Source organism: Propioniciclava soli, from assembly GCF_038502305.1.
Lineage (GTDB): Bacteria > Actinomycetota > Actinomycetes > Propionibacteriales > Propionibacteriaceae > Propioniciclava > Propioniciclava soli.
Map to the genome: position 1 here is coordinate 3,465,385 of NZ_CP115965.1, position 23,041 is coordinate 3,488,425.

General features: G+C 71.3%; 20 protein-coding genes, 1 tRNA gene and 1 pseudogene. 9 read left to right on the forward strand and 13 right to left on the reverse strand.

Annotation, left to right across the window (positions count from 1 at the left end):
• Positions 1-336: 336 nt before the first annotated feature.
• From PCC79_RS15690 to PCC79_RS15700, 3 genes are all read right to left on the reverse strand, one after another.
• Positions 337-975, reverse strand: coding sequence for an HAD-IA family hydrolase (locus PCC79_RS15690; RefSeq protein WP_342372384.1), 639 nt, complete (start codon positions 973-975; stop codon positions 337-339).
• A 14-nt stretch (positions 976-989) separates the two neighbouring features.
• On the reverse strand, positions 990-2,045 hold the full coding sequence (locus tag PCC79_RS15695; protein ID WP_342372385.1) for an IS110 family transposase: 1,056 nt from the start codon (positions 2,043-2,045) through the stop codon (positions 990-992).
• Between the two features lie 314 nt (positions 2,046-2,359).
• Positions 2,360-3,262, reverse strand: coding sequence for an aminoglycoside phosphotransferase family protein (locus PCC79_RS15700; protein WP_232547135.1), 903 nt, complete (start codon positions 3,260-3,262; stop codon positions 2,360-2,362).
• Positions 3,263-3,314: 52 nt separating this feature from the next.
• Here PCC79_RS15700 and PCC79_RS15705 point away from each other — a divergent pair, with 52 nt between their 5' ends.
• Positions 3,315-4,091, forward strand: coding sequence for an SDR family NAD(P)-dependent oxidoreductase (locus PCC79_RS15705; RefSeq protein WP_342372386.1), 777 nt, complete (start codon positions 3,315-3,317; stop codon positions 4,089-4,091).
• 62 nt (positions 4,092-4,153) lie between these two features.
• Complete coding sequence (locus PCC79_RS15710) at positions 4,154-4,990, forward strand: lysophospholipid acyltransferase family protein (RefSeq protein ID WP_342372387.1); 837 nt, start codon at positions 4,154-4,156, stop codon at positions 4,988-4,990.
• A gap of 24 nt (positions 4,991-5,014) precedes the next feature.
• On the opposite strand, the gene PCC79_RS15715 is transcribed toward PCC79_RS15710, so the two are convergent.
• Both PCC79_RS15715 and PCC79_RS15720 read right to left on the reverse strand, forming a co-directional pair.
• Positions 5,015-7,570: a YhgE/Pip family protein gene (locus PCC79_RS15715; RefSeq protein WP_342372388.1), complete on the reverse strand. Its 2,556-nt coding sequence runs from the start codon at positions 7,568-7,570 to the stop codon at positions 5,015-5,017.
• Positions 7,567-10,257, reverse strand: a complete 2,691-nt coding sequence (locus tag PCC79_RS15720; protein ID WP_342372389.1) for an MMPL family transporter — start codon at positions 10,255-10,257, stop codon at positions 7,567-7,569. The genes PCC79_RS15715 and PCC79_RS15720 overlap by 4 nt, the downstream gene beginning before the upstream one ends.
• 191 nt (positions 10,258-10,448) lie before the next feature.
• Between PCC79_RS15720 and PCC79_RS15725 the strand changes: the two genes are divergently transcribed.
• Positions 10,449-11,093 (forward strand): TetR/AcrR family transcriptional regulator, encoded by a 645-nt coding sequence (locus tag PCC79_RS15725; protein WP_232547130.1) that lies wholly within the window; start codon positions 10,449-10,451, stop codon positions 11,091-11,093.
• On the opposite strand, the gene PCC79_RS15730 is transcribed toward PCC79_RS15725, so the two are convergent.
• From PCC79_RS15730 to PCC79_RS15745, 4 genes are read right to left on the reverse strand one after another with little or no spacing between them, the layout of a single operon-like run.
• Positions 11,071-12,156, reverse strand: a complete 1,086-nt coding sequence (locus PCC79_RS15730) for a mannosyltransferase family protein (RefSeq protein ID WP_342372390.1) — start codon at positions 12,154-12,156, stop codon at positions 11,071-11,073. The two genes, PCC79_RS15725 and PCC79_RS15730, sit on opposite strands and share 23 nt — an antisense overlap.
• Before the next feature lie 56 nt (positions 12,157-12,212).
• Complete coding sequence (locus tag PCC79_RS15735) at positions 12,213-13,430, reverse strand: glycosyltransferase 87 family protein (protein ID WP_342372391.1); 1,218 nt, start codon at positions 13,428-13,430, stop codon at positions 12,213-12,215.
• A gap of 50 nt (positions 13,431-13,480) precedes the next feature.
• Positions 13,481-15,925: a transglycosylase domain-containing protein gene (locus PCC79_RS15740; protein ID WP_342372392.1), complete on the reverse strand. Its 2,445-nt coding sequence runs from the start codon at positions 15,923-15,925 to the stop codon at positions 13,481-13,483.
• Positions 15,918-16,337 (reverse strand): DUF5318 family protein, encoded by a 420-nt coding sequence (locus PCC79_RS15745; protein ID WP_232547126.1) that lies wholly within the window; start codon positions 16,335-16,337, stop codon positions 15,918-15,920. The genes PCC79_RS15740 and PCC79_RS15745 overlap by 8 nt, the downstream gene beginning before the upstream one ends.
• Before the next feature lie 130 nt (positions 16,338-16,467).
• On the opposite strand from PCC79_RS15745, the gene PCC79_RS15750 reads away from it, so the two are divergent.
• Together PCC79_RS15750 and PCC79_RS15755 are read left to right on the forward strand one after the other, a co-directional pair.
• Positions 16,468-16,540, forward strand: a tRNA-Ala gene (locus PCC79_RS15750).
• Positions 16,541-16,931: 391 nt separating this feature from the next.
• Positions 16,932-17,054 carry a hypothetical protein gene (locus tag PCC79_RS15755; RefSeq protein ID WP_269778952.1) on the forward strand — a complete coding sequence of 41 codons (123 nt, stop codon included), beginning with the start codon at positions 16,932-16,934 and terminating at the stop codon, positions 17,052-17,054.
• A 51-nt stretch (positions 17,055-17,105) separates the two neighbouring features.
• Here PCC79_RS15755 and PCC79_RS15760 read toward each other — a convergent pair.
• The 4 genes and pseudogenes from PCC79_RS15760 to PCC79_RS15775 all read right to left on the reverse strand — a co-directional run.
• A pseudogene (locus PCC79_RS15760) lies at positions 17,106-17,648 on the reverse strand (recombinase family protein); the annotation flags it as partial.
• Positions 17,649-17,693: 45 nt separating this feature from the next.
• On the reverse strand, positions 17,694-18,194 hold the full coding sequence (locus tag PCC79_RS15765) for a recombinase family protein (RefSeq protein ID WP_342372393.1): 501 nt from the start codon (positions 18,192-18,194) through the stop codon (positions 17,694-17,696).
• A gap of 180 nt (positions 18,195-18,374) precedes the next feature.
• Positions 18,375-18,602 carry a hypothetical protein gene (locus tag PCC79_RS15770; protein WP_342372394.1) on the reverse strand — a complete coding sequence of 76 codons (228 nt, stop codon included), beginning with the start codon at positions 18,600-18,602 and terminating at the stop codon, positions 18,375-18,377.
• Positions 18,603-18,606: 4 nt separating this feature from the next.
• On the reverse strand, positions 18,607-19,131 hold the full coding sequence (locus PCC79_RS15775; RefSeq protein ID WP_425325644.1) for a hypothetical protein: 525 nt from the start codon (positions 19,129-19,131) through the stop codon (positions 18,607-18,609).
• A 505-nt stretch (positions 19,132-19,636) separates the two neighbouring features.
• Here PCC79_RS15775 and trxB point away from each other — a divergent pair.
• Genes trxB through PCC79_RS15795 form a run of 4 tightly spaced genes read left to right on the forward strand, consistent with a single transcriptional unit; the run spans position 19,637 to position 23,038 of the window.
• Positions 19,637-20,611, forward strand: coding sequence for a thioredoxin-disulfide reductase (gene trxB / locus PCC79_RS15780; RefSeq protein ID WP_342373637.1), 975 nt, complete (start codon positions 19,637-19,639; stop codon positions 20,609-20,611).
• On the forward strand, positions 20,608-20,934 hold the full coding sequence (gene trxA, locus PCC79_RS15785; protein ID WP_342372395.1) for a thioredoxin: 327 nt from the start codon (positions 20,608-20,610) through the stop codon (positions 20,932-20,934). The genes trxB and trxA overlap by 4 nt, the downstream gene beginning before the upstream one ends.
• Positions 20,931-22,040 (forward strand): ACR3 family arsenite efflux transporter, encoded by a 1,110-nt coding sequence (gene arsB, locus PCC79_RS15790; RefSeq protein WP_342372396.1) that lies wholly within the window; start codon positions 20,931-20,933, stop codon positions 22,038-22,040. Before trxA ends, arsB begins: the two co-directional genes overlap by 4 nt.
• On the forward strand, positions 22,037-23,038 hold the full coding sequence (locus PCC79_RS15795; RefSeq protein ID WP_342372397.1) for a metalloregulator ArsR/SmtB family transcription factor: 1,002 nt from the start codon (positions 22,037-22,039) through the stop codon (positions 23,036-23,038). Before arsB ends, PCC79_RS15795 begins: the two co-directional genes overlap by 4 nt.
• Positions 23,039-23,041 lie beyond the last annotated feature (3 nt).

The following is a 23,041-nucleotide window of genomic DNA, read 5'->3' on the forward strand; positions in this document are numbered from 1 at the left end:
GAAGGTGCGCCACGTGAAGGCTCAGTGCGCCACGTGAGGGCTCAGTGCGCCACGTGAGGTGAGGTGCCACTTGGAGGCCCAGTGCGCCACGTGAGGTGAGGTGCCACGTGAGGTGAAGTGCCACGTGAGGAGCGCGGCACCAAGGTGCACCGACCGCCCTCGGCCGCCCTCTCCGAGACATCGCGACGGTTTCATGACACTCGATTTTGATTGACCCTTCACTTCTCCAGTCCCACTGGGGTTTCTTGCAGCGCTCCGAAATCGAGTGTCACGAAACCGTCGCGGATCCCCGTGCCCGGCACGGGTGCGGCCGGTCCGATGCAGGACGTCGTCGGATCAGGCGGGGGAGGCGGCCGGAAACAGCAGCGGCCGGACCCCGGCCAGAGTGGTGACCGAATAGCGGGCGTCGTCGTCGACGGGCGCCTCGGGGGATTCCAGCATCACCGCATCGATCCCGGCGGCCTGGGCGGCGGTGGCGTCGAGCGGCCGGTCGCCCACGGCCAGGCACTCCCCCGTGTCGAGCCCGTGGCGCTCCACCAGCAGCCGGTACATCGTCGGATCGGGCTTGCGGGGGTGCCCGTCGGAGGTCGAGACCAGGTCGTCGACCTCGAGCCCCAGGCCCTTCAGCAGCGCGGTGGCGGAGGCGCGGTCGCGGTGGGTGACCACGAGGTTCAGCCCGCCGGCAGCGCGGATCTCGGCGAGCAGGTCGGCGGCCCCGGCCATGGCGGGCGGCGGCGTCCGCTCCCACGACTCCTTGAGCTCCGCATTCGCCCGCTCAAACGCCGCCGCGTCGATGCCGAAGCGGGCGGCCAACGCCTCGATCGCCTCGCCCGTCGAGCGCCGCGTCAACCGCGCCACCTCCGCGACCCCGACGTGACCGCCGCGCGCGGCCACCACCCCCGCGAGGGCCGCGTCGAGCGCTGGATAGGTGTCGACCAAGGTGCCGCCGAGATCCCAGAACACGTGCCGGTACATGAGTTTCTCCTATGTCAAGCGGCCATCGGGAGGTGAGTCCCGAGTGCCGCTTCGTGGTCGGTCTTGAGGGCTTGGTAGACGATGCGGGCGAGGCGTCGTTTCAGGCAGCGTAGGGCTTCGGATGTGGACATGCCCTCGGCCTTCTTCTTGTCGTAGTACGTCTTCCCGAGGCTGCCAGCCAACCGGATCTGGGTGACCGCGATCCGATGCAGAGCGGCGTTCAACTGCCGGTTCCCAGACCGAGTCAACCGAACCCGCCCTTCCGTCCTTCCCGACCACACCGGGATCGGCGCGATCCCAGCATGTCGAGCGAACTTGGCCTCGGTGACGAACCGACCGACACCGGCCGCCTCCCCGACCAGCTTGGCCGCGGTCAAAACTCCACACCCGGGCAACGCCACCAAGGACGGCGCCGCCACCACCACGATCGCAGCGATCCGGCGCTCCAACTCATTGACCCGACCCGTGAGCGCGACCACATCGTCGAGCTCGGCCAACGCAAGTTCGGCCACGACCCCCGACAGCCCCACCAACCAGTCCCGCAAAACCCGCTGGGTCACCTGACGATCCAACGATCGAGGCGCCGGCGCCCGTTCAGGGTCGAGCTCATGGATCCGCCACAACAAACTGTTGATGATCCGGGTCCGGGTCGACACCAACGATTCACGGTAGTCAACCAGCAGCTTCAACCGCCGCGACCCCTCATCATGAGACGCCACCGGCAGCTCGGGCTCCCGCAAGAACGCCCGCGCCACCGCCAACGCATCAATCGGATCAGACTTACCCCTCGTCCGCGCGACCCGACGCTGCTCAGCCATCATCTTCGGCGGCACCCGCACCACCCGCTGCCCAACCGTCAACAAATCCCGCTCCAAACGGGCCGACAAGTGCCGGCAATCCTCAATCGCCCACACCAACTCGCCCCCGAACTCCCGCGTCGCCCACGCCCACGCCTTCGCGTGCCCCTCGCTGGTGGCCCTCACCGTGAGTTGCCCCACCTGGCGGCCGACCTCGTCAACCGCGACGAACGTATGGGTCTGCTTGTGTACATCCGCACCAACGACAACCATGGTGGTTGCCTCCTTTCACCTGATCAGTGGAGGGACGGTCGGGACCGGTCGGCGGACACATCTCAGTGGGGGCGATGCCACGCTCCTATCAAGCCACGCCGGCCGGTTCCTTCCCACCAGTCGACGGCAAAACGCATGCACGCCACACCCCACCAACGGAGCTCCCGGCACCCAGCCTAAGAGCCAGCCGACTGATGATCAGGATCCAACCACCGCAACAGCGGTGCCATCACCCTGACACTGACCCCAGCCTAGGGACGGCGCCCGCTGGCCGAGGCGCGTCCCGGCTCATCGGGACGCAGGCTCCCCACGCGTCACCGCGCCCCACACAGCAACGCCGCGGACGCCAGCTGGGCAGCGCCCTCGTCCCCGTGGCCGAGCAGGCGCAGGAACAGCCCGGTCGTGACCCGCTCGACGAACGCCCAGGCCTCGATGCGGTCGGCCTCGACACCACTCTCCTCGGCCAACACGGCGGCGCAGTCGGCCACGAACCGGGCACCACCCACGTGCACCTCGGGCAGGAAGCTGCGCATCGTCACGCCCAGGTCGTAGGCGCGCTCGCCGACGAAGCCGTCCGGGTCCACGAGCGCAAACGAGCCGCCACCCCGCGCCAGCACGTTGCCGGAATGGGCGTCGCCGTGGCACACCACCTCGGCGCACTCGCCCACCGCCAGGTCCTCGGCCAGCCCCCGAGCGCGCTCCAGCACGTGCGGCACCTCCGCACCGAGCCCCGCGTGGGCATCCAGAATGCCCAGCAGCCCAGCAGCCTTCGAGCCGACGCGCTCCCCCACCGCCAGCGGCACCTCCCAGGCCCGCCGGAGCAGCCGCGCCTGGATGCGCAGCTGTTCCAGCGGGTCGGGCACCGCCGCGTGCAGCGGAGCACCCAAGCGTTCCAGCAGCACCGCCGCCTCGTCCACCGCCAGCACCCGCGCGTAGGCCCGGCCACCGTCGGCCACAAGCACCAGCGTCTGGGCCCGCAGATCGTCCGGCGGCGCCACCTTGAGGACGGCCTCGCCCGCCGGCCACGCGACCCGCACCACGGGGTGGCCGATCCCGGAGTCGTAGAGCTCCAGCGGCCGCAACTCCCACGCCCGCGCCAACCGGGTCAGGGTGGTCCGCAGGTCTCCGGCCCAGCCGAGCACGCCCCCGGACGCGGCGTACCGCCGCTCCGCCTGGGCCGCCACGTCGTCCCACGTCACCGACCTCTCCGCGCCCATGGCCGCACCCTACGACACGCCCCGGCCGGGCCCGCCGGGTAGGTTGGGCGGCATGTCCACTGCCCTCGTCACCGGCGCGACCGCCGGGATCGGTGCCGCGTTCGCCCGCCAGCTCGCCGCGCGCGGCGACGACCTCGTCCTCGTCGCCCGGGACGCCGACCGCCTGGCCACGATCGCCACCGAGCTGCAGGCCACCCACGGCGTCGCCGTCGAGACCCTGCAAGCCGATCTCAGCGACGCCGATGACCTCCACCGGGTCGCCGAGCGCGTCGCCAGCGCCGAGAAGCGCGTCGACCTGCTGGTGAACAATGCCGGGTTCGGCCCCACCGCGTCGCTCCTGGATGATCTCGGCGAGCACGACCGCGCCTGGGCCGTGATGGGCGAGGCGGTGGTCGTGCTGTCGAACGCGGCCGCGCGCGCCATGGTGACCCGCGGGCACGGCCGCGTGCTGAACGTGGCCTCCCTGTCGGCCTGGGTGACCCAGGGCGAGTACTCCGCCATCAAGAGCTTCGTGAAGCTCTACACCGAGGCGCTCGCCGGCGAGCTGCGCGGCACGGGCGTGACCGCCACGGCGCTGTGCCCGGGCTGGGTCACCACCGAGTTCCACGAGCGCGCGAGCATTCAGACCTCGGCCATCCCCACCGCGGTCTGGGTGGACGCCGACCGTTGCGTCCGCGAGGCGCTGGCCCACGCGGACGCCGGCCGCGTCGTCTCGCTGCCGACGAAGCGGTGGAAGGCCATGGCGATCGCGCTGCAGCTCGCGCCGCGTCCGCTGGTGCGCGCCCTCTCGGGCGCGATCGGTCGCGACCGTCGCCGGCGCACCCCGTGACGCGGTGCCCGCGCACCCGGCCCGGTGGTGCACAATGGGGCCGGTGACGAGGGGAGGGATCGATGCCTGAGGACGCCGACGACCTCGGCAAGTACTCGGCCACCCCCCAGGCCCTGGCCCGCCGGGTCGCGCAGCAGTTCGTGATGAAGCCGTACGTGTGGTCGGCGCTGAGCGTGAACGTGCACGGCGAGCGTCACCTGGACGACCTGCAGGCGCCGTTCATCATCGTGGCCAACCACTCCAGCCACGTCGACACCACGGTGATCTTCGGCTCGCTGCCGCGCCGCCTCTCGCGCAACCTGGCCGCCGGTGCCGCGGCCGACTACTTCTTCAAGCAGAAGATCAAGTCGCTGCCCACCCGGTTGTTCTTCAACGCCTACCCGATCGACCGCGGCGGCATGCGCGCGCACCAGGGCATGAGCGGCAAGCTGCTGGACGAGGGCGTGCCGCTGCTCATCTACCCCGAGGGCACCCGCAGCCGGACGGGCGCCATGGCGAAGTTCAAGAACGGCGTCGCGGCGCTGAGCATCCAACACGACGTGCCGGTTCTCCCCATCGCCCTCGTCGGGGCGTACGCCGCGATGCCCTATGGGCAGAACCTGCCGGTGCCCGGACGCCCACCCGTCCACATTGTGTTCGGCCACCCGCAGCGGGCGCTGCCCGGTGAGTCCGCCCCGCGCTACACCGAGCGGCTCTACAACAAGGTCGTGGAGCTGCACGACACCACGGCCCGCGCCTACGGCATGCCGACCCAGGCCGACTTCCAGCGCCAGGTCGCCCTGCGCGCGGCCGCGGCACGCAACGTCGAGCTGCCGCCGCTGCCTCCGCAGCCGCCCCTGCCGTTGCAGGATCCGCACCCCGGCGAGCCGGCCGGCGGCACGGACGCCCCGCCGGCCTGAGCCGGCCCCCCGCCGGCCCGCCCCTCAGGCGGCCAGCGCCGCCAGCGGCACGGTGCGCGTCCGGTGGACGGCGACCAGGGATCCGACGAAGGCGACGGCCGCCCAGCCGAGCAGCGTCATCGCCGCGATGACGGGGCTGGTGCCCACCCCGACGGAGCGGACGGCGTCCAGCGCCGGGGTCAGCGGGGAGAGCACGGCGGCGGCGTCCAGCACCCCGGGTGCCGCGGTGGAGGCGACGACGAGCGTCACCAGCGCCAGGGCGAGGCCGATCAACCGGCCGACGTTGCCGAGCAGGGACGCCAGCGCGTGGTTGACCAGCGCGAACGCCGCCCCGGCCACCAGCAACACCCCGACGAGCGCGGCGGACGCCCCCAGCGGCAGGCGGAGCACCACGGCTCCGACGACCCCCAGCAGCAACGCCTGCACCGCGACGACGGCCGCGCCGGGCACCAGGGAACCGGCCAGGAGCCGCACGTCGCTGGCCCGGGACGTGAGGGCCCGCGGCGTCAGGGCCGGCAGCGCCGCGAAGGTCGCCATCGCGCCGAGCCACAGGGCCAGCACGAGCAGCAGGCTCGCGTACGCCAGGCCCGGGCGGGCCAGCCCCGCCAGCGGATCGGCGTCCACCGGGGCGGCCACCACGGACGCCATGGTGGCCGCCTCGTCGTCGGTGTAGCTCGGGATCTGGTCGATGCCTGCGGCGACGCCGGTGGCGAGCTCGTCGGTGCCGTCGGCGAGTTGCTGCCCGCCCTCGGCGAGGGCGTCGAGGCCCCCGGCGAGCTGCTGGCTGCCCTCGTCGAGCCGCCCCAACCCGGACGCGAGTTCACCCGCGCCGGACGCCGCGGCGTCCACCCCGCCGGTGTAGGCGTTGACACCGCCAGCGAGCTGGCCGAGCCCGGAGGCGACCTGCCGCGTACCGCCGGCGAGGCTCCCCGCGCCGTCGGCGAGCTGGGTCGCCCCGCCCGCCAGGTCGCCTGCCCCGCCGGCCAGGGCGGCGCCGCTGCCCGCCAGCGCATCCGCGCCGTCGGCGAGCTCACCGGCCCCGCCGGCGAGCTGCTGCCCACCCGAGGTGAGCTGGTCGCCGGCGCTCACGAGCTGGTCGAGCACGGCCAGGGTGTCGTCCTTCGTCAGTGGCGTGCCGGCCGGAAGGGCGGCCTTGACCTCCGCGTAGGAGGCCTGCAGCTCACCGGCCCAGCCGGTCAGGCCGTCGACGGCCGTCTGCGACTCGTCCAGCGCCGCCAGGATCTGCGGGGCGAGCGCGGCGAGCCCGTCGAGCCCCTCGGCCAGGTCGGCGTCGTCGACCTCGGCCAACCCGTCGCGCACCTGCTCCGCGGCGGCGATCGCGCCCGCGGTGTAGGCGGCGCAGGCGTCGGCGTCCAGCTCGGTCGGGCAGGTCACCCCGCCGTTCGCGAGCCCATCGGCTGCGCCCCGGGCGGCGGTGAGGGCGTCCGCCACGCCGTCACCCTGCTCCGCGAGCCCGGCCACCCGCTGGACGAAGGCCCGCGTCTGGCTGATGAGGTCGGTGAGCGGGCCGGTGAGCGCCGCGGCCTCCTGCGGCGCCCGGGCGACCCAGGCGTCCGCCGCGGTGAGCCAGCCGCCCCACTCGGGCAGGGCCTCCAGGGCCGAGCGGGCGGGAGAGAGCACTTGGTTGATCCCACCGGCATAGGCGGCGACCCCGTCGGCGTAGGTGTCCACGCCGTCCGCGTACGTCGCCAGCCCGTCCGACAAGGACGCCACGCCCCCGGTGTACTGCCCGACGCCGTCGGCGTAGGCCCGCGCGCCGGCGGCCCAGGTCTGCGTGCCGTCGGCGAGCGTGCCCGCCCCGGTGGCCAGCTGCGCCGCGCCCGCGGCCGACTGCCCGGCCCCGTCGCGCAACGCGCCGGAGGCGGCGGACGCCTGCTCCAGCCCCGCGGCCAACTGGGCCGCGCCGTCGGCCGACAACGACATCCCGTCGGCCAACTGGCGCGCGCCGTCGGCGGAGGCGTCCGTGCCGTCGGCGAGCTGGGCGGCGCCGTCGGCGAGCTGCCGGGTGCCGTCGGCAAGCTCGAGCATCTGGGTGCGCTGCTCGCCGAAGCCGAGGTAGACGTTCGTCAGGTACTCGCGGGTGAGGAAGTTGTTGAGCGCGTTCACCGCGGCGTAGGCGACGGCCTGGCCGACGGCGGTTTCGCTCAGCGTCGCCACGGGCGAGGTGTCGACCGTGATCGTCGCCTGGACCGCCTCGTCGACGGGCTTGGCGAACGACGTCGCCGCCGCCGAGAACTCCTGCGGAATCGTGACGACCGCGGCGTATTCCCCGGTGGCCAGGCCCGCGCGGGCGTGCTCGGTGTCGGCGAGCACCCAGGTGACGTTCTGGGCGCGGTCGGAATCGACGATCTCGGCCGCGAGCTGGCGGCCAAGCGGCGTGGGCTGGCCGTCGATCTCGACCATCTCGTCGTTGTTGACGACGGCGGCCTGCACCTGACGGAGCCGGGCGTCGGAGTGCCAGGTGCCCCACAGGACGCCGCCGGCGACGAGGGCGGGCACGAGCAGCAGCACGAGCACGGTGCGCCAGCGTCCGGCGCTGAGGAAGGAACGGATGGTCATGCGGCACCTCCGAGGGTGACGGCGTCTGCGGTGCTGCGGACGCGGGTGGGGAGCAGGGCGCGGACGCCGTCGGCGTCCGCCGCCCCGAGGACGAGGGTGGGGGCGGGATCGCCGTCGTCGCCGGAGCGCGCCAGCAGCGCGGCGAGGGCCTCGCGAGCGGGCGAGGAGAGCCGGTCGGCGTCGTCGATCACGACGAGCTCGCCGACCGGATCGGTGAGCGCGCGGGCGGCGTCGTCGTCCGCGCCGTCCACGAACGTGGCGTCGCGGCGCAGGGCCCCGGCCTGCTGGGGCAGCACGTGGCCGAGCACCTTGAGATCGCCGCTGGTGAGGGTGAGGCGTCCGGCCAGCGCCAGCAGCAGGGCCCGTCGGGCGCGCGGCTCGCCGGTCAGGACGAGACTGTGGCCGGGCTGCACATCGAGGTCGACCCCGTCGAACAGGGTCGCGCGCGGCGTGGCCGCACCCAGGCCCTCCCCGTGGATCACCGCGGTCGACCCTTCCGGCCAGTCGGCCAGGGCCAGGGCGTGGGTGATGCCCTCACCCTCGGCGTCCAGCACGGGCAGCCGCCGGTCGAGCAAGCGCGGCAGCCACCAGGCGTGGTTGCCCAGCAGCTTCATGACGGCGGGGCCGAGGGTCATGCGGACGACGAACGCGTCGATCGCGACGCCGAGGGCCAGGCCGAACGCGATGGGCTTGAGCGTGACGTCACCCTCGGGGATGAAGAACGCGAAGACGCTCACCATGATGAGCGCGGCCGCCACGACGACCTTGGCCGAGTGCACGAAGCCCTGCTCGACGGCGTCGGTGTGGTTGCCGTGCACGTACTCCTCGCGCATGCGCATGGTGAGGAACACCTCGTAGTCCATCGCCAGGCCGAACAGGATGCCCATGAGGATGATGGGGAGGAACGAGATGATCGGCTGCGGCTCGGCCAGGTTGATGAGTTGGCGTCCGACGCCGTCGTTGAACACCAGCGTCGTGATGCCGAACGCCGCGCCCACGCTGAGCAGATAGCCCAGCGCCGCCTTCACCGGCACCCACACCGAGCGGAAGACGAGCGTGAGCAGGATCAGCGAGAGCCCCATGACGAAGACGCCGAACGGCAGCAGCGCGGCCCCCAACTGATCGGACACGTCGATGGCGACGGCGGTGTAACCGGTCACCGCCGTGGCGACGCCGAGATCGGCCTCCCACTGCGGCGCCAGCGCGCGGAGTTGCTGGACGAGTTCGGTGGTGGCCGGGTCGTCCGGGCCGGTGGTGGGGATGACCTGGATCATCATCGTGTCGACGTTCGGGTTGGGCACGGCGGCGGCGACGAGTTCGACACCGGGCAGCGCCTCGATGTCGTCGCGGATCGTGCCGATGACGCCCATCGGGTCGTCGGACTCCACGATCGAGCCGGTGACGACGAGCGGCCCGTTGAAGCCCACGCCGAACCGCTCGGCGATGACGTCGAACGTGACGCGGTCGGCCGCCGCCGGGTCGTTACGCCCGGAGTTCGGCAGCGCCAGGTGCAGGTGCTGCGCCGGCAGGGTCAGCGCCCCGAGCCCGAGCACGACGACGGCGATCGTGAGGGCGGGCACCTTGGTGACCACCCCCACCCACCACGCCGAGGCGTTGAACCGCGGCAGGCGGGCGAGCCAGCCCCGACGCGCGCGGGGTGCGGCCGGACGCAGGCGCTCGCCCGCGAAACCGAGCATGGCCGGCAGCAGCGTGACGGCGAGCGCGACCTCGAGGGCCACGGCCAGGGCGGCGAAGATGCCCATCGTGGTCAGGAAGGGGATGCCGGCGATGCCGAGCCCGATCAACGCGATGATCACGGTGACGCCCGCGAACAGCACCGCCGAGCCCGCGGTGGCCGTGGCCCGGGCGGCCGACTCCCGGGCGTCCATGCCCGTGGCCAGCTGGTCGCGATGGCGCGAGACGATGAGCAGGCTGTAGTCGATGCCCACGGCCAGCGCGAGCATGAGGGCGAGCATCAGCGTGGTCGAGTTGATGGTGAACACGTGCGAGGCCGCCATGATCAGCAGGGTCGACAGCCCGGCGCCCACGAGCGCGCTGGCCAGCGGCATGAGCGCCGCCACGAACGACCCCAGGGTGAGGAACAGCACGAGGATCGCGACGGCCACGCCGATGACCTCGACGACCGACAGGTGCGGCAGGGACGCGGAGAACAAGTCGCCGCCGACGTGGACCTCGCTGCCCGGCACCGCCGCCGCCAGCGCGTCCGCGGCGGCCACGAGCTCCTCCCGGTCGGCGTCGGTGATGGTGGAGCCCGTGATCCCGGGGGTGGCCCGGACGGTGATGAGGCCGGCCGTCCCGTCCTCGCTCAATAGGCCCTCGACGTACTCGCTGTAGGGCAGCTGCACCGTGTCCACCCAGGCGACCTGCTCGATGTCGGACGCCGCCGCCTCGAGCTCGGCACGGACGTCGGGGTCGGTGATTCGCTGGCCCTCCGGCGCGAGCACCACCACCGTGGCCGAGCTCATCGCCGCCTCGGGGAACGTCATGCGGAGCTGGTCGAGGGCCTCCTGCGACGCGGCCCCCGGGATGCGGAACTCGTTGTCGAACCGCGCGCCACTCAAGGCCACCAGGCCGCCGAGGACGACCAGCACGGCCAGCCAGGCCCCGATGACGCGCTTGCGCGCGGCCCAAGACGCCAGGGCCAACCGATGGATGAACGTGGACACCGCGCCTCCGATACAGATGTGTATTCGATGCACGAGTGTATTCGAAGCGTCAGGCACACCCAACCCCACAGGCCAACCGCTCGCCGGTTGCCGTCGGCGGATCCCCCGCGCGGGTGGGGGTCCGGACGGCTAGGGTGGTGGGGCATGATGCGGCCGCGGGCCACAGATGAAGACTTTCCCCCAGGAGGGCCATGAGTACCGAGGCGGTGAGCCCCCGTCGCGCCGTCACGCGCGAGAAGCTGTGCGTCGCCGCGATGGAGGTGATCGCCGAGAAGGGGGTGCTGGGCGCCAGCGTGGAGGCGATCTGCGACGCCGCCGGCTTCACCCGGGGTGCGTTCTACTCCAACTTTTCCTCCCGCGATGAATTGTGCGTGGCGATCATGGAGCGCCAGCTGCAGCGCAACCTCGCGGCGCTGGCCGGCACGGTGGCCCTGGCCGCCGGGGCGACGACCACCGACGAGCTGGTCGACGGGGCGGTGCGCACCTTCCTCGCCACCCAGCCGTCCGATCGCACCTCGGTGTTGGTCAGCCAGGAGCTGCAGCTCTACGCCGCCCGCGAGCCGGAGTTCGCGCCGGCGTACTCCGCGATGCACCGCCGGGGGCTGGACACGGTGGCCCGGGTGCTGACCGACGCGCTCGCCGGGCTCGCACACGAGCTGAGCACCTCCCCCACCCAGGCCATGGGAATCCTGTTCGCGGTGTTCACCCACGGCGAGGTGACGGCCCTGATCGACGGCGACCATCTCGACAACGCCCAGCGCACCGAACGGCTGACCCAGGTCGTGCGCTCGTTGGTGCGTCCGGTGAGCCGCGTCAGCTGCTCCACCGGCCGGTGAGGTAGAGCCACGCCCAGACGATCTGCGCGGCCCAGGCGACCAGCCCGGCGATCCACGCGGCGGCGACGCCGACACGGCCGGGACGCCGCTGGCTGAGGGCGTCGCCCAGCAGCCCCCACAGCGGGAACCACAGCAGCAGCGCCCGGGTGACGCTCATCAGCCAGTACGACAGCGCGAAGGCGAGCACCTGGACGCCCACCCAGGCGGCCTCGGCGACCCGCCGGCGCGCGAGGCAGACCACCGTCACGGCGAGGCCGACCAGCCACGCGACCATCTCGGCGCGGAACACCCACACCCACTCGGGGTGGTCGGGCGTCGGGCGCCACAGCACCTCCCAGTGGTTGGCCAACGCCTCCCACGGCCAGTGGAACCCGCGCTGCCAGCCGGCCTCCTGCGCGGAGAACCACGCCGTCCACGACCCGGTCAGGCCGTAGAGGTAGGTGATGTAGGCGGCGATGACGGCCGCCGGCAGCACGAGCCACGCCAGGCGGACGCCGAGCCCGCCCTCGCGGCGCGCGCGCGCCGAGGTGGCGCGCCGGGCGTCCCAGGCCTGGGCAAGCGCGAGAATCACCAACGCGCCGATGAGGAACAACCCCGAGACGCGCAACGTACAGGCCAGCGCGGCCAGCGCGGCCGCGGCACCCCACCGGCGCTGGGTGGCGCGCTCCCACGCCCAGAACGCCGCCGCGCAGAACAGCGCCTCCGTGTACGGCACGGCGGTGAAGATGGCGGTGGGGGCCAGCAGCCAGGCGATGGCGGCCCACTGACCGTAGAGCCGGCGCAGCGCGAAGGCGGCGACCAGGGAGCAGACCAGCGCCAGGACACACCCCGCCAGCACCGGTGACAGGCCGAGCTCGGCCGCCCCGCGCAGCAGCAGCGGCAGCCCGGGGAAGAACGCCATCTCCTGCGGGTTGGCGTACCCCTCGTTGGCAATGAGGAGGAAGTGCGCGACGTCCCACTGCACCACGACCGACTCGAGCGAGCGCCGCCCCTGCACCGCCAACCACACCGCGAGCAGGGCGAACGTCAGCCGCGTCGCGAGCCACACCTGCACCACGAGCACGGCGTCCCCGCGCCTCGCCCGGGTTCCGCGTGGTGCACGGGTCGCCCCGGCCCGGCTCATGGGCGCACCTGCGGTGTCGCGGGGGCGGGGCGCAGGGCGTCCACCACGACGGACGCGGCGAGCCAGGCCTGGACGCCCAGGCGGAGCAGGACAGCCGCCGCGTAGGGGCGGGCCGAGCCGTCCCCGGAGTAGAGCTGCCCATCGAGGTAGGCCCACACGGCCCACCAGTAGAGCAACTCGGCACCGGTGAAGGCCGCCAGCCGCAACCAGCCGGGCCGGGTGAGCAGCAACAGCGGCAGCAACCACACGACGTACTGCGGGCTGTAGACCACGTTCACCAGGCAGAACAGGGCCACGACCAGAAAGGCGAGGTCGGTGGCCCGCGGGCGTCTCGGCGCGGCGAGCGCGAGCGCCGCCACCCCGGCCAGCCCGAGCAGCAACAGCGTCCGCGAGAGGGTGGCGGCCGGCAGCGTCCACCCCGCCAGCTGCAGCACGTACCACAGCGATCCGAGGTCGGCCCCACGGCCGGCGTGGAACGTCCACTGGTGCCACCAACCGTCCGGGGCCAGCAGGTACACGGGCAAATTGACCGCCAGAAACGCACCCGCCGCCCCGGCGGCAAGGCGGGCCAGGGCCGGCCACGAGCGGTCCCGCAGGCACAGCGCGGCCAGCGGCACGAGCAGCAGCGCCGGGTAGAACTTGGCCGACAGCCCCAGCCCGATGAGGACGCCGGCGAGCCCCGGCCGGTTCCGCGTCCAGGCGAGCAGGGCGGCCGACGTGAGGAGGACGGCGAGGAGATCCCAGTTGATCAGCCCGGCGGCCAGCACCAGCGGGCTGCCGGCCAGCAGGGCCGCGCCGCGGGCGTCCAGCCGCAGGTGCACCGCGACGAGGCCGAGGAAGCAGGCGAACAGCGCCAACGCCGTGAGGCCGAAGAAGTTCGTGGCCAGGCCAGTGGAGGGCAGCCACCCGGCCAGGGCCCGCGTCGCTGCGATGAGGCCGCCGGTGAGGACGGGGTACTCCAGATCGGTCTGCAGGTAGGGCAGCAGGCCCCGGTCAATGCCGCGCGGGCCCCAGAGGGCCGCGATGTCGGAGTAGCACAGCGCCCGGTACTGCGCCGAGCCGTCCTCGACGCAGGGGGTGTGCCGCGCGACCAGCACCGCCCAGGTGAGCGTGGCCAGGGCCAGGACCCACCCGGCCCGGGGCGTCCAGCCGGCGGGCTCCGCATGACGCCCCAACGGGCCGCCGAGCACGGCGGTCAGCCCGGGTCCACGCATGGCGTCAGCCTACGCGGGCGCCGGGCCGGGGCGCCGCCCCGGTGCGCGGTTCAGCCGTTCCCGCCGGTGTCGTCGTCGGTGCCCTCGTCCGTGCCGGCGTCGGGCGCCTCGGTGGGCGGCGTCGTCGGCGCCGCGGTGGGCGGGGCGTCGGCAGGCGGCGCGTCGGTGGGGGCCGTCGTGGGATCGGTGGCCTCCGGTGTCGGCTCGGCGGTGGCAGTGGCGGTGGTCGGAGCCGGGGCGGGCGCGGACGTCGTCCGGGTCGGCTGCGGCACCGGGATCGCCGAGAAGTTCCCGCTCGCGCGCGTGCGGGTGGCGTCGGGGAACGTCAGACGCTCCTGGCCCTCCATCGCGGTGCGCATGTACTCCAGCCAGCCCTGGGCGGCGTACGTCGAGCCGTAGGTGTTGCGGCCCAGGTTCGACTGCCCCTCCGGCCCGGCGGTGAGCACGAAGGCGGTGGAGATCTGCTTGGTGGAACCGATGAACCACGTGGCACGCGTCTCCTGCAGCGCCGAGATGTAGTACGTGCCCGTCTTGCCGGCGACCTCGTAGCCCAGGGCGCGGACCGAACGTGCCGTGCCGTCGTTGACCACCCCGGTCAGCGCGGCGACGGCGTTGCGGGCCACCTCGGTCTCGACGGTCTGCTCCGGCGCGATCGTGGCGCGGTGGATGACGTCTCCGGTGGGATCGCTCACCTCGGCGACGATGTGTGGGGTCGTCCGCTGGCCCTCGTTGACGAGGGTGGCCAGCCCGCGGGCGGCGTCCACGGGGGACACCTCGCCGACGCCCAGCGCGATCGAGGGGTAGGGCTGCCAGCCGGGGTTGCGGATGCCGACGTCCTCGGCCGCCTGGATGACCTTCTGGGGGCCGTCCTCCATCTGCACGACGAGGTCGATGTAGGCGGAGTTGATCGACGACGTCGTCGCCTGCTGCAGTGTCACGGGGCCGTAGTTGCGCCCACCGGCGTTCGAGATGGGCTGCTTCTCACCGGGGAGGGTGAACTCGTTGCCGTTGAGGCGGGTCTGGAGCGTCGCCCCGTCCCGCAGGCCGGCGACGAGGGCCCAAGGCTTGAAGGTCGAGCCCGTGGGGCGGGCGGTGGTGGCCCAGTTGCGGCTGTCGGTGGTGGACGTGTAGTCCGGGCCGGCGTAGAGCGCCACGATGCCGCCGGTGGCGGTGTCGAGGGAGGCGATGGCCGGGTGGTAGTAGTCCTGCTGCTGCCCCTGGGCGGACGCGATGCGTCGCGCCTGGTTCTGCGCGGCCTCGATCGCCGCGGCCTGGGCGGCCGGGTTCACCGTGGTGACGATGCGCAGGCCGCCGCCGCTGATCTGGGAGTCCTCCAGGCCGGCGGCGGTGAGCTCGTCCTGCACCATCTTGAGCAGGAAGCCGTTCGGGCCGCCGAAACGGGAGTCCGAGGGCAGATCGGGGAACTCGGGCAGCGTCGTGTAGATCTCGTCGCGCTCGGCCTCGGTCATGTGACCCTCGACCACCATCTGGTTGATCGTGTACTGGTAGCGCTCGAGCAGGTCGGACGCCGCCTGCTCGCCGCGGTGGGGGTCGAGGTTGTTCGGCGAATTGATGATGGCGGTGAGCGCGATGGCCTGGGGCAGCGAGAGGTCCGCCGCCGAGACGCCGAAGTAGGACTGGGAGGCGGCCTCGATGCCGTAGGCGCCGCGTCCGAAGTACACGGTGTTGAGGTAGCCGGCCAGGATGTCCTCCTTGCTGACCTCCTGGCTCACCTTGAGCGCGATCACGATCTCGTTGAGCTTGCGGGCGATCGTCCGGTCCTGCGTTAGGTAGAGCACCTTGACGTACTGCTGGGTGATCGTCGACCCGCCGACCGTGGCCTCACCGGGCGTCAACGCCGTCTGCACCGCGCGCAGCATGCCGGGGATCGAGATGCCGGAGTCCTCCCAGAACGTCGCGTTCTCCGACGCCACCACGGCGTCCTTGGCGTGCTGGGAGATCTGGTCAAAGGCGACCGTCTCGCGGTTCTGGATCGCGAAGGTGCCCAACTCGGTCGTGCCGTCGGCGTAGTAGACGTGGCTGTTGTTGGTCTGGAAGTCGGCGTTCGGGTTGGGGATCGGCGTCATCGCGTAGAAGATGCCGAACGCGATGGCACCGGCCACGGCGAGGGCGGCGACGATGCCCACGACCCACGCCAGAATGCGGACGCCGAGCGGTCGCTTCGGCTTGCCGTTGCGCCGCAGGGCGCGTCCGGTGGCTGCGGTGGAGCCGCCGCGGCCCGAGGCGGCGGCGCGGCCGGGGGCGCCCGAAGCAGGGGGCACGGAGGTCTCCTCAGTAGTGGGGGCCGCGGGCTCCGGGGCGGGCTCGCGGAAGATGTCGTCGGGGGTGTCGGCGTCCTGCTGGGCGGCGAAATCCGCGTCAGCGGCCGCGTAGGGAGACGCGTCGGCGGCGGGGGGCGCGTCGGCGTCCGGCTGGGTGTGACCGCCCGGAAGGTCGTCGTCGGCGCCGGGGGCGCGGGTGGGCTCGTCAGCCATAGATGTCCTCAACAGTCTTCTGCCGGCGGGGCGGTTTGCGGGTGACGCCGTCTCCGAGCAGGTACGCCGCGATCATGTGGTTCCAGCGGCACGCGGGGCAGACCTCCACCACGCGCACCATGAATTCTCCGAACTCGCTCTGCATCGCGTCCAGCTCGGCGCGCGACTTCACGCGTCCGGCGTACTGGCCAAGCTGGTCGCCGAACACGTAGTGCAGCAGGACCATCTCATCACTGGAGCAGACCGGGCAGGCCTCGGGATGGGGTTCGCCGTGGTGGCGGGCGGTGCGCACGAGCAGCGGGTCCGCGTCACACGCGTCCAACCTCGCGAGCGCGCGCTGGCGTCCCTGCACGGCGCGGAGCACACTCCGGCGCTGCAGGGCGTAGTCGACCTCCTGGCGCTTGGACCACATCGGGATCCATGGTACGGGTGGCTCCTGTGGCACCGAAGCGGGTTGCCGTGGTTTTGGTTGAAGGGTCACCTAACCGGGGTGAGGCGTGGCGCGAGCAGCCCGTCGGGGCCGCTAGACTGGGCCGTTGCCGGGGCCCATGGCGCAATTGGTAGCGCACCTGCTTTGCAAGCAGGGGGTTAGGGGTTCGAGTCCCCTTGGGTCCACCCAACGCACAAGGCTCGAACCCTTGCCAACGGAAACGTTGGTCGAGGTTCGGGCCTTGTTCGCGTCTGCGGCCCAGGTCAGAGCGTTGGCGTTGACCTGCGGATCGAGGAGCATCTCGAAGGGCCGGTTGTGTTCGACTCGTAGCTCGTTGTCCTCGTCGATGAAGACCTTGGTGAAGAACGCCTGGTTGCACAGCCGCCGGTTGGTGTCGTCGCAGCGGGCGTAGATGTCGGCGCAGTTCGCGAGCAGGCCCAAGGCGTCGTCGAGGTGGGCGCGGGCGTCGGCGTAGTCACCGAAGTGGGCGTCGATGCGGCGGGTCACTTGGTCGAGCTCGGCGACGATGCGGTCCTGCTCGCGCTTGAGCACTGAGAGCGGGATCGCGTCGGCGTAATGCGCCTGCATGAGCCGGTCCTGCTCGCCTTCGAGCCGATCGCGGTTGGTGGTGAGACGTTCCAGTTCCTCGGTTTCGGCGGCCATCAGCCGGTCGAACTCGTGGTGCAGCATCCCTGCTAGTGCGTCCTGTTGGGCGGGCGTGATCTGGACACGGGTGTAGTAGTCCTCGACGAGCTTCTCGACGTCCTCGATGAGCATCGCCTGGCGCGTGCAGTCGGTGCGCTTGGAGTGCCGACCGGAGCACACGAAGTAGCAGTACACGTTCCCGTGGCGGTTCTTCGCGTTGGACACGATGAGCCGGGAGCCGCACTGGCCGCAGTGGATTGTGCCTTTGAGGTAGTGGCCGTGGACTTGGGTTGCCTCGACGGCGCACTGGTGCGCGGTGAGCACGGACTGGACCTGATACCAGACCTCGGCAGGCACGAGCGCTGGGTGGTTGCCCTTGTAGCGGGTGCCTCGGTAGATGACATCGCCCTTGTAGTACGGGTTTGTCAGGAGCCGATGGATGGTGGATACCGCCAGCGATTTCGCCGGCCGCTTCGGTGTGGGCAGACTGCGCAGCCCGCGCGAGGTGAGTTCATCGTGCAGTTGGCTGACGCTCCAGTTGCCCGAGGCGTAGGCCTTGAACGCCCACTCGATCATCGGTGCTCGCTCGGGATCGAGCTCGATGGTGCGGACTTCGCGGCCGAGCTCGTCGCGCTTGCGTACATTCAAGTACCCGATGGGCGCGCGCCCGTTCGTGCCACCGCCGATGGCCTTCTAGGTCATGCCCTTGGCGACCTCGGTGGCGAGGTTGCGGGAGTAGAACTCGGCGATCGTGGACATGATGCCGTGCAACAGCATCCCGGAGGGCGTCTCGTCGATGTTCTCCGACGCGGATACGAGCATGACCCCGCATTGTTGGAGTGCGAGGTGGATGCTCACGTCGTCGGCGCGGTTTCTGGCGAGCCGGTCGACCTTGTGGACGATGCAGTATGCGACCTTGTTGGCCTTGACGTACTGGATCATCCGCATCAGCTCGGGCCGGTCGGACGACTTGGCCGAGGCTCCCGCGTCGACGAACTCCTCGACGATGCCGGCGCCGAGCTGTTCGGCCTTGCGTCTGGTCGCTTCGCGCTGTGCGGGGATGGAGAATCCCTCGTCGGTCCCGCCCTTCTCTGCTTGCTCTCGGGTGGAGACCCGAAGGTAGGACACTGCGACGGCAGCAGTTCGGGGTGGGTCGATCAGGCTGGCCGTTGGATCATCGGCGACGGTGGTCATCGGGGGCTCACTCTCACGCGGTTCGACCCTCGCGCTCCCACTGCGGTGGGAGGGGCGTTGATCGTGAGAGCAGCCGGTGAAGGCTGTAGGGCGAGACCCGATGGTCTCGGTGCGTGTTGCCCGCCAGATGACGAGGTTTGGGCCACAACGCCCCGCGTTGCGAGGCTTGCAAGTTTCATTCTACCGGGCGGCCTCTGAGGCGGCTAGGTCATGGGGGGTCGCTCGGTAGGTGTCGGGCACCCGGACCGCTTCGCGGGCGGCTCGGCTCTCACCTGTCTCCTGCAACGTCAGCCGGATGAGGACTTCGGCGATCTTGTGCAGGTCGGCACGGTCGCGATGCACGGCCCGGACGGAGAACGACCGCTCCTCGTAGGGGCGACGGTCGGTCTTCTTGGCATAGCGGCTCATCGGTCTACGGACCCTCGTCGTCGGCGAGGCTGGCGTAGAACTCGTCTTCGGCTTCCTGGCGCTTGCGGACCTGGGCGATCACGAAGTCCACGAACTCTTCGTCCCTGTCGTCGAACTTCACCTCCTGGATCGCGGGGGCGGGCCCTTCGCCGGGCCATGCGGCCTGCCGGGTGGGACGGTCGCGGTCCCCGCGCGTGCTGCAGGCGGTGACCCAGTAGCGGAGGCGTTCTCGCGCGTCGGCGAAGTCGCGATGCCAACCGAGGGGTGCGGACGCGTTCTGTTCGGGGTCGTAGGCAGCCAGCCAGTGCAGGTGCAGTGCCGACAACTCCCAGACCATCTCCGGATGGTGGTGCCAGAACGGAGGGATCACCGAGACCTGAAGTCCGTAGGTGCGGCGCAGCCAGTCCACCCACCGGTTCAGCGCGAGCCATTCCTGCTCCAGCTCGTGAGCGGTGAGCAGGTTCCAGTTCACCGGGTGAGGCGGTTCGGGCATGTCGGCGTTGGTGACGCGGGGCGGTCCGTCGAACACGTCGGGCTCATCCACCTCGGACGGGCCGACGGGGACATCGGGTGCTGTGGGTTCTTGGTTTTGATCGTTCGTCCTCGCCGCGTGGCTCGATCACCGTGCCAAGCGCTGGCCCGAGACGAAGAACCCCTACCTGCTCGTCACCGTCCAGACCGCGCCTAGGCTCTCACCGCCCGGCCGGAACTTTGCCTGGAAGAAAGCCGGTGTCACTGCCCAGGCGCTGCGCACCGACCGGATCCTCTACGAAGTCGAACAGACCGGCGGCGATATCAGGCGCGTCTGCGACCTCTTCGGAATCGGCATCGAGACCGCGCTGCGCTACTCGGCCACGATCCTCGACCCGCCCAGCCCGTGACCCAGCGCACGCCCAGCCGCCACGCCACGATCCGCTCCCACCCACTCGACCCCCGACCCGACCGTGCTCGTCTCGTTGAACAGCAGATGAACATCCGCCCGCGAGACGCCTCCTGACTTGCCATCCTGTATCGATATCACTCAATATAGAAGCATGTCGATGCAAGTGGTGGAGTTGGTGATCGTCGGGTCTGGCCCTGCGGGATACACGGCGGCGATCTATGCCGCCCGTGCGGGGCTTGCCCCGGTCGTGGTGGCGGGGTCGGTGACCGCTGGCGGGGCGTTGATGACGACGACGGAGGTGGAGAACTTTCCCGGTTTCATCGATGGTGTGCAGGGGCCGGAGCTGTTGGAATCGATGCGGGCGCAGGCGGAACGGTTCGGCGCCGAGATCGTCTCCGACGACGCGACCCGTCTCGACCTCGCCGGCGATCTGAAGGTCATCGAGACCGGCGCCGGTGTCACGTATCGGGCGCGAGCGGTGATCCTGACGATGGGCTCCGCGTACCGCAAGCTCGGCCTCCCCGAAGAGGAGCGCCTGTCCGGCCACGGGGTGTCGTGGTGCGCGACCTGCGACGGGTTCTTCTTCCGCAATCAGCACATCGCCGTGGTCGGCGGTGGGGATTCCGCGATGGAGGAGGCCCTGTTCTTGACGCGGTTCGCGGCGAAGGTCACGCTCGTGCACCGTCGCGATGAGTTCCGGGCCTCTCGGATCATGGCCGAGCGGGTGCGGGCCGATCCGAAGATCGAGATCGCCTGGAACAGTGAGGTCGCCCAGATCCTCGGCGACGACCGGGTGGCCGGGCTGCGGCTGCGCGACACCCTCACCGGCGCCTTGCGCACCCTGGACGTGACCGGGGTGTTCGTCGCGATCGGGCATGACCCGCGCTCCGAACTCGTCACCGGGCAGGTCGACACCGACCCGGACGGGTATGTGCGGGTCGCGCATCCATCGACGGCCACGAACGTGCCGGGCGTGTTCGCGGCCGGCGATCTGGTCGATCACACGTACCGGCAGGCGATCACCGCCGCGGGCACCGGCTGCGCCGCAGCCCAGGACGCCCAGCACTATCTCTCCCATCTCGCCCCCGCCGCCCAGCCGGCTCCCGTTCTGGAGGTCTCCGCATGAACACCGTCACCCCCGTCACCGACGCGACCTTCCAGAGCGAGGTGATCGAAGCCGAGCTGCCCGTCGTGGTCGATATCTGGGCGGCCTGGTGCGGGCCGTGCAAGGTGATCGCCCCGATCCTCGACCAACTCAGTGAGGAGTATGCGGGCCGGGTGAAGATCGTGAAGGTCGACGCCGATGCGAATCCGGAGGCCGTGACCGCGGCCGGGGTGACGTCGATCCCGACGCTCGGGTTCTACCGGGCCGGAGAACGGGTGGACGTGCTGATCGGCGCGCACCCGAAGCCCGTGTACGCGGCGAAGATCGAGGAGCTGCTCGCATGACCCAGACGAACACCGCCCCTACCACGGCGACCCCGAAGCGGCTGTCCACGCTGGACAAGTGGTTGCCGCTGTGGATCGGCCTCGCGATGGTCACGGGCCTCCTGCTGGGACGTTTCGTTCCCGCGCTCTCCGACGCGCTGTCCGCGATGGAGGTCGGCGGGATCTCGGTGCCGATCGGGCTGGGCCTGCTGGTGATGATGTACCCGGTGCTCGCGAAAGTGCGGTACGACAAGGTCGCCGCCGTCACCGGCGACAAGCGCCTCCTCGTCTCCTCGCTCGTGCTGAACTGGCTGGTCGGTCCCGCGGTGATGTTTGCCCTCGCCTGGCTGTTCCTCCCCGACCTGCCCGAGTACCGCACGGGGCTGATCATCGTGGGTCTCGCCCGGTGTATCGCGATGGTCGTGATCTGGAACGACCTCGCCTGCGGCGACCGCGAGGCCACCGCGGTGCTTGTCGCGATCAACTCCGTCTTCCAGGTCGTGATGTTCTCGGTGCTCGGCTGGTTCTACCTCGCCGTGCTGCCCGGCTGGCTGGGGTGGGATACGCAGGGGCTGGAGGTGTCGGTGTGGCAGATCGCGCTGAACGTGCTCGTGTTCCTCGGCGTCCCGCTGATCGCCGGGTTCGCCTCCCGGTTCATCGGCGAACGCCGCAAGGGCCGCGAATGGTACGAGGAGACGTTCCTTCCCCGGGTCGGGCCGTGGGCGCTGTACGGGCTGCTGTTCACCATCGTGCTGCTATTCGCGCTGCAGGGAGAGGCGGTCACCCAGAACCCCCTCGACGTCGCCCGGATCGCGCTGCCGCTGCTGGTCTACTTCGGCCTCATGTGGTTCGCCGGGCTCCTGCTCGGCAAAGGCCTCGGTATGACCTACGCCCGGTCCACGACGCTGGCATTCACCGCGGCGGGCAACAACTTCGAGCTCGCGATCGCGGTCGCCATCGGCACCTTCGGCGCCGCCTCCGGGCAGGCCCTCGCCGGCGTGGTCGGCCCGCTCATCGAGGTGCCCGTGCTCGTCGGCCTCGTCTACGTCTCCCTCTGGGCGGCGAAGGCCTGGTTCCACACCGACCCCTACGCGACGGAAGCCGTCACCGAATCGAGGACGTCATGACCGACACGACCGTCCTCCCCGACGCCGAGGCGTGCGCACCGTCCTCGACGCACGCGATCGGACAGGATGCTGCCACGACCGTGGCCGGCGCACTCAAATCGCTCGCCGACCCGCTCCGGTTACGGATGCTGTCCGCGATCGCCACCGACCCGCGCGGCGAGTCGTGCGTGTGCGACCTCGCCGAGCTCGCCGAGGTGTCCCAGCCCACCGTCTCCCACCACTTGAAAGTCCTCAAAGACACCGGGATACTCGCCTCGGAACGGCGCGGCACCTGGGTCTGGTACCGGATCACCCCGGCCCGGCAGCGCGCCGTCGCCGCACTCCTGGACGCGTTCGCCCCAGCCGCGGTCTCAGACGAACCCGAGCAGGCCGAGGCCCGTGCTGAGGCGCTGCGCGACATGGACGCCCGCGTCACCCGCCTCGCCGAGGAACTCGCCGACGAACTCAGTGATCTCAACCGGGATCTCGTGATCGCGATCGTGCGCGAGTCCTACGCGGGCCTGGTGCGGTCGGCGAAAGTGACCCAGCACCTAATCCCGCTGACCGAGCGGTTCGCGAGGCAACGCCTGGCCGATCTCACCCGGAACCGGGAAGCCGGGGTGCCGCAGGTGCTGTTCGTGTGCGTGCAGAACGCCGGCCGCTCCCAGCTCGCCGCCGCCCTCCTCAACCAGCTCTCAGGCGGCACCGTCATCGCACGCTCGGCCGGGTCGACCCCGGCGTCCGACGTGCACCCGCACGTGCGCTCTCTGCTGACCGAGATCGCAGGCGACCAGGACGCGGAGACGGCGTTCCCGAAGCCGCTCACCGACGACGCCGTCCGCGCCGCCGACGTCGTGATCACGATGGGATGCGGGGACGTGTGCCCGATCATCCCGGGCGTCCGCTACGAGGACTGGGCCGCGGGCGACCCTGCCCTCGCCTCCCCGGAAGGGGTCGCGGCGATCCGCGACGACATCGAAACCCGCGTCCGCGCACTCCTCACCAGCCTCACCAACTGAAAG

Bases quoted from the DNA above. Each gene is read 5' to 3' on its own strand.
- trxA (WP_342372395.1), top strand. From the start codon at position 20,608: ATGAACACCGTCACCCCCGTCACCGACGCGACCTTCCAGAGCGAGGTG.
- PCC79_RS15795 (WP_342372397.1), top strand. From the start codon at position 22,037: ATGACCGACACGACCGTCCTCCCCGACGCCGAGGCGTGCGCACCGTCC.
- arsB (WP_342372396.1), top strand. From the start codon at position 20,931: ATGACCCAGACGAACACCGCCCCTACCACGGCGACCCCGAAGCGGCTG.
- PCC79_RS15740 (WP_342372392.1), bottom strand. From the start codon at position 15,925: ATGGCTGACGAGCCCACCCGCGCCCCCGGCGCCGACGACGACCTTCCG.
- PCC79_RS15700 (WP_232547135.1), bottom strand. From the start codon at position 3,262: ATGGGCGCGGAGAGGTCGGTGACGTGGGACGACGTGGCGGCCCAGGCG.
- PCC79_RS15715 (WP_342372388.1), bottom strand. From the start codon at position 7,570: ATGACCATCCGTTCCTTCCTCAGCGCCGGACGCTGGCGCACCGTGCTC.
- PCC79_RS15735 (WP_342372391.1), bottom strand. From the start codon at position 13,430: ATGCGTGGACCCGGGCTGACCGCCGTGCTCGGCGGCCCGTTGGGGCGT.
- PCC79_RS15710 (WP_342372387.1), top strand. From the start codon at position 4,154: ATGCCTGAGGACGCCGACGACCTCGGCAAGTACTCGGCCACCCCCCAG.
- trxB (WP_342373637.1), top strand. From the start codon at position 19,637: ATGTCGATGCAAGTGGTGGAGTTGGTGATCGTCGGGTCTGGCCCTGCG.
- PCC79_RS15690 (WP_342372384.1), bottom strand. From the start codon at position 975: ATGTACCGGCACGTGTTCTGGGATCTCGGCGGCACCTTGGTCGACACC.
- PCC79_RS15770 (WP_342372394.1), bottom strand. From the start codon at position 18,602: ATGAGCCGCTATGCCAAGAAGACCGACCGTCGCCCCTACGAGGAGCGG.
- PCC79_RS15765 (WP_342372393.1), bottom strand. From the start codon at position 18,194: ATGACCACCGTCGCCGATGATCCAACGGCCAGCCTGATCGACCCACCC.
- PCC79_RS15725 (WP_232547130.1), top strand. From the start codon at position 10,449: ATGAGTACCGAGGCGGTGAGCCCCCGTCGCGCCGTCACGCGCGAGAAG.
- PCC79_RS15755 (WP_269778952.1), top strand. From the start codon at position 16,932: ATGCGCCTGCATGAGCCGGTCCTGCTCGCCTTCGAGCCGATCGCGGTT.
- PCC79_RS15745 (WP_232547126.1), bottom strand. From the start codon at position 16,337: ATGTGGTCCAAGCGCCAGGAGGTCGACTACGCCCTGCAGCGCCGGAGT.
- PCC79_RS15695 (WP_342372385.1), bottom strand. From the start codon at position 2,045: ATGGTTGTCGTTGGTGCGGATGTACACAAGCAGACCCATACGTTCGTC.
- PCC79_RS15705 (WP_342372386.1), top strand. From the start codon at position 3,315: ATGTCCACTGCCCTCGTCACCGGCGCGACCGCCGGGATCGGTGCCGCG.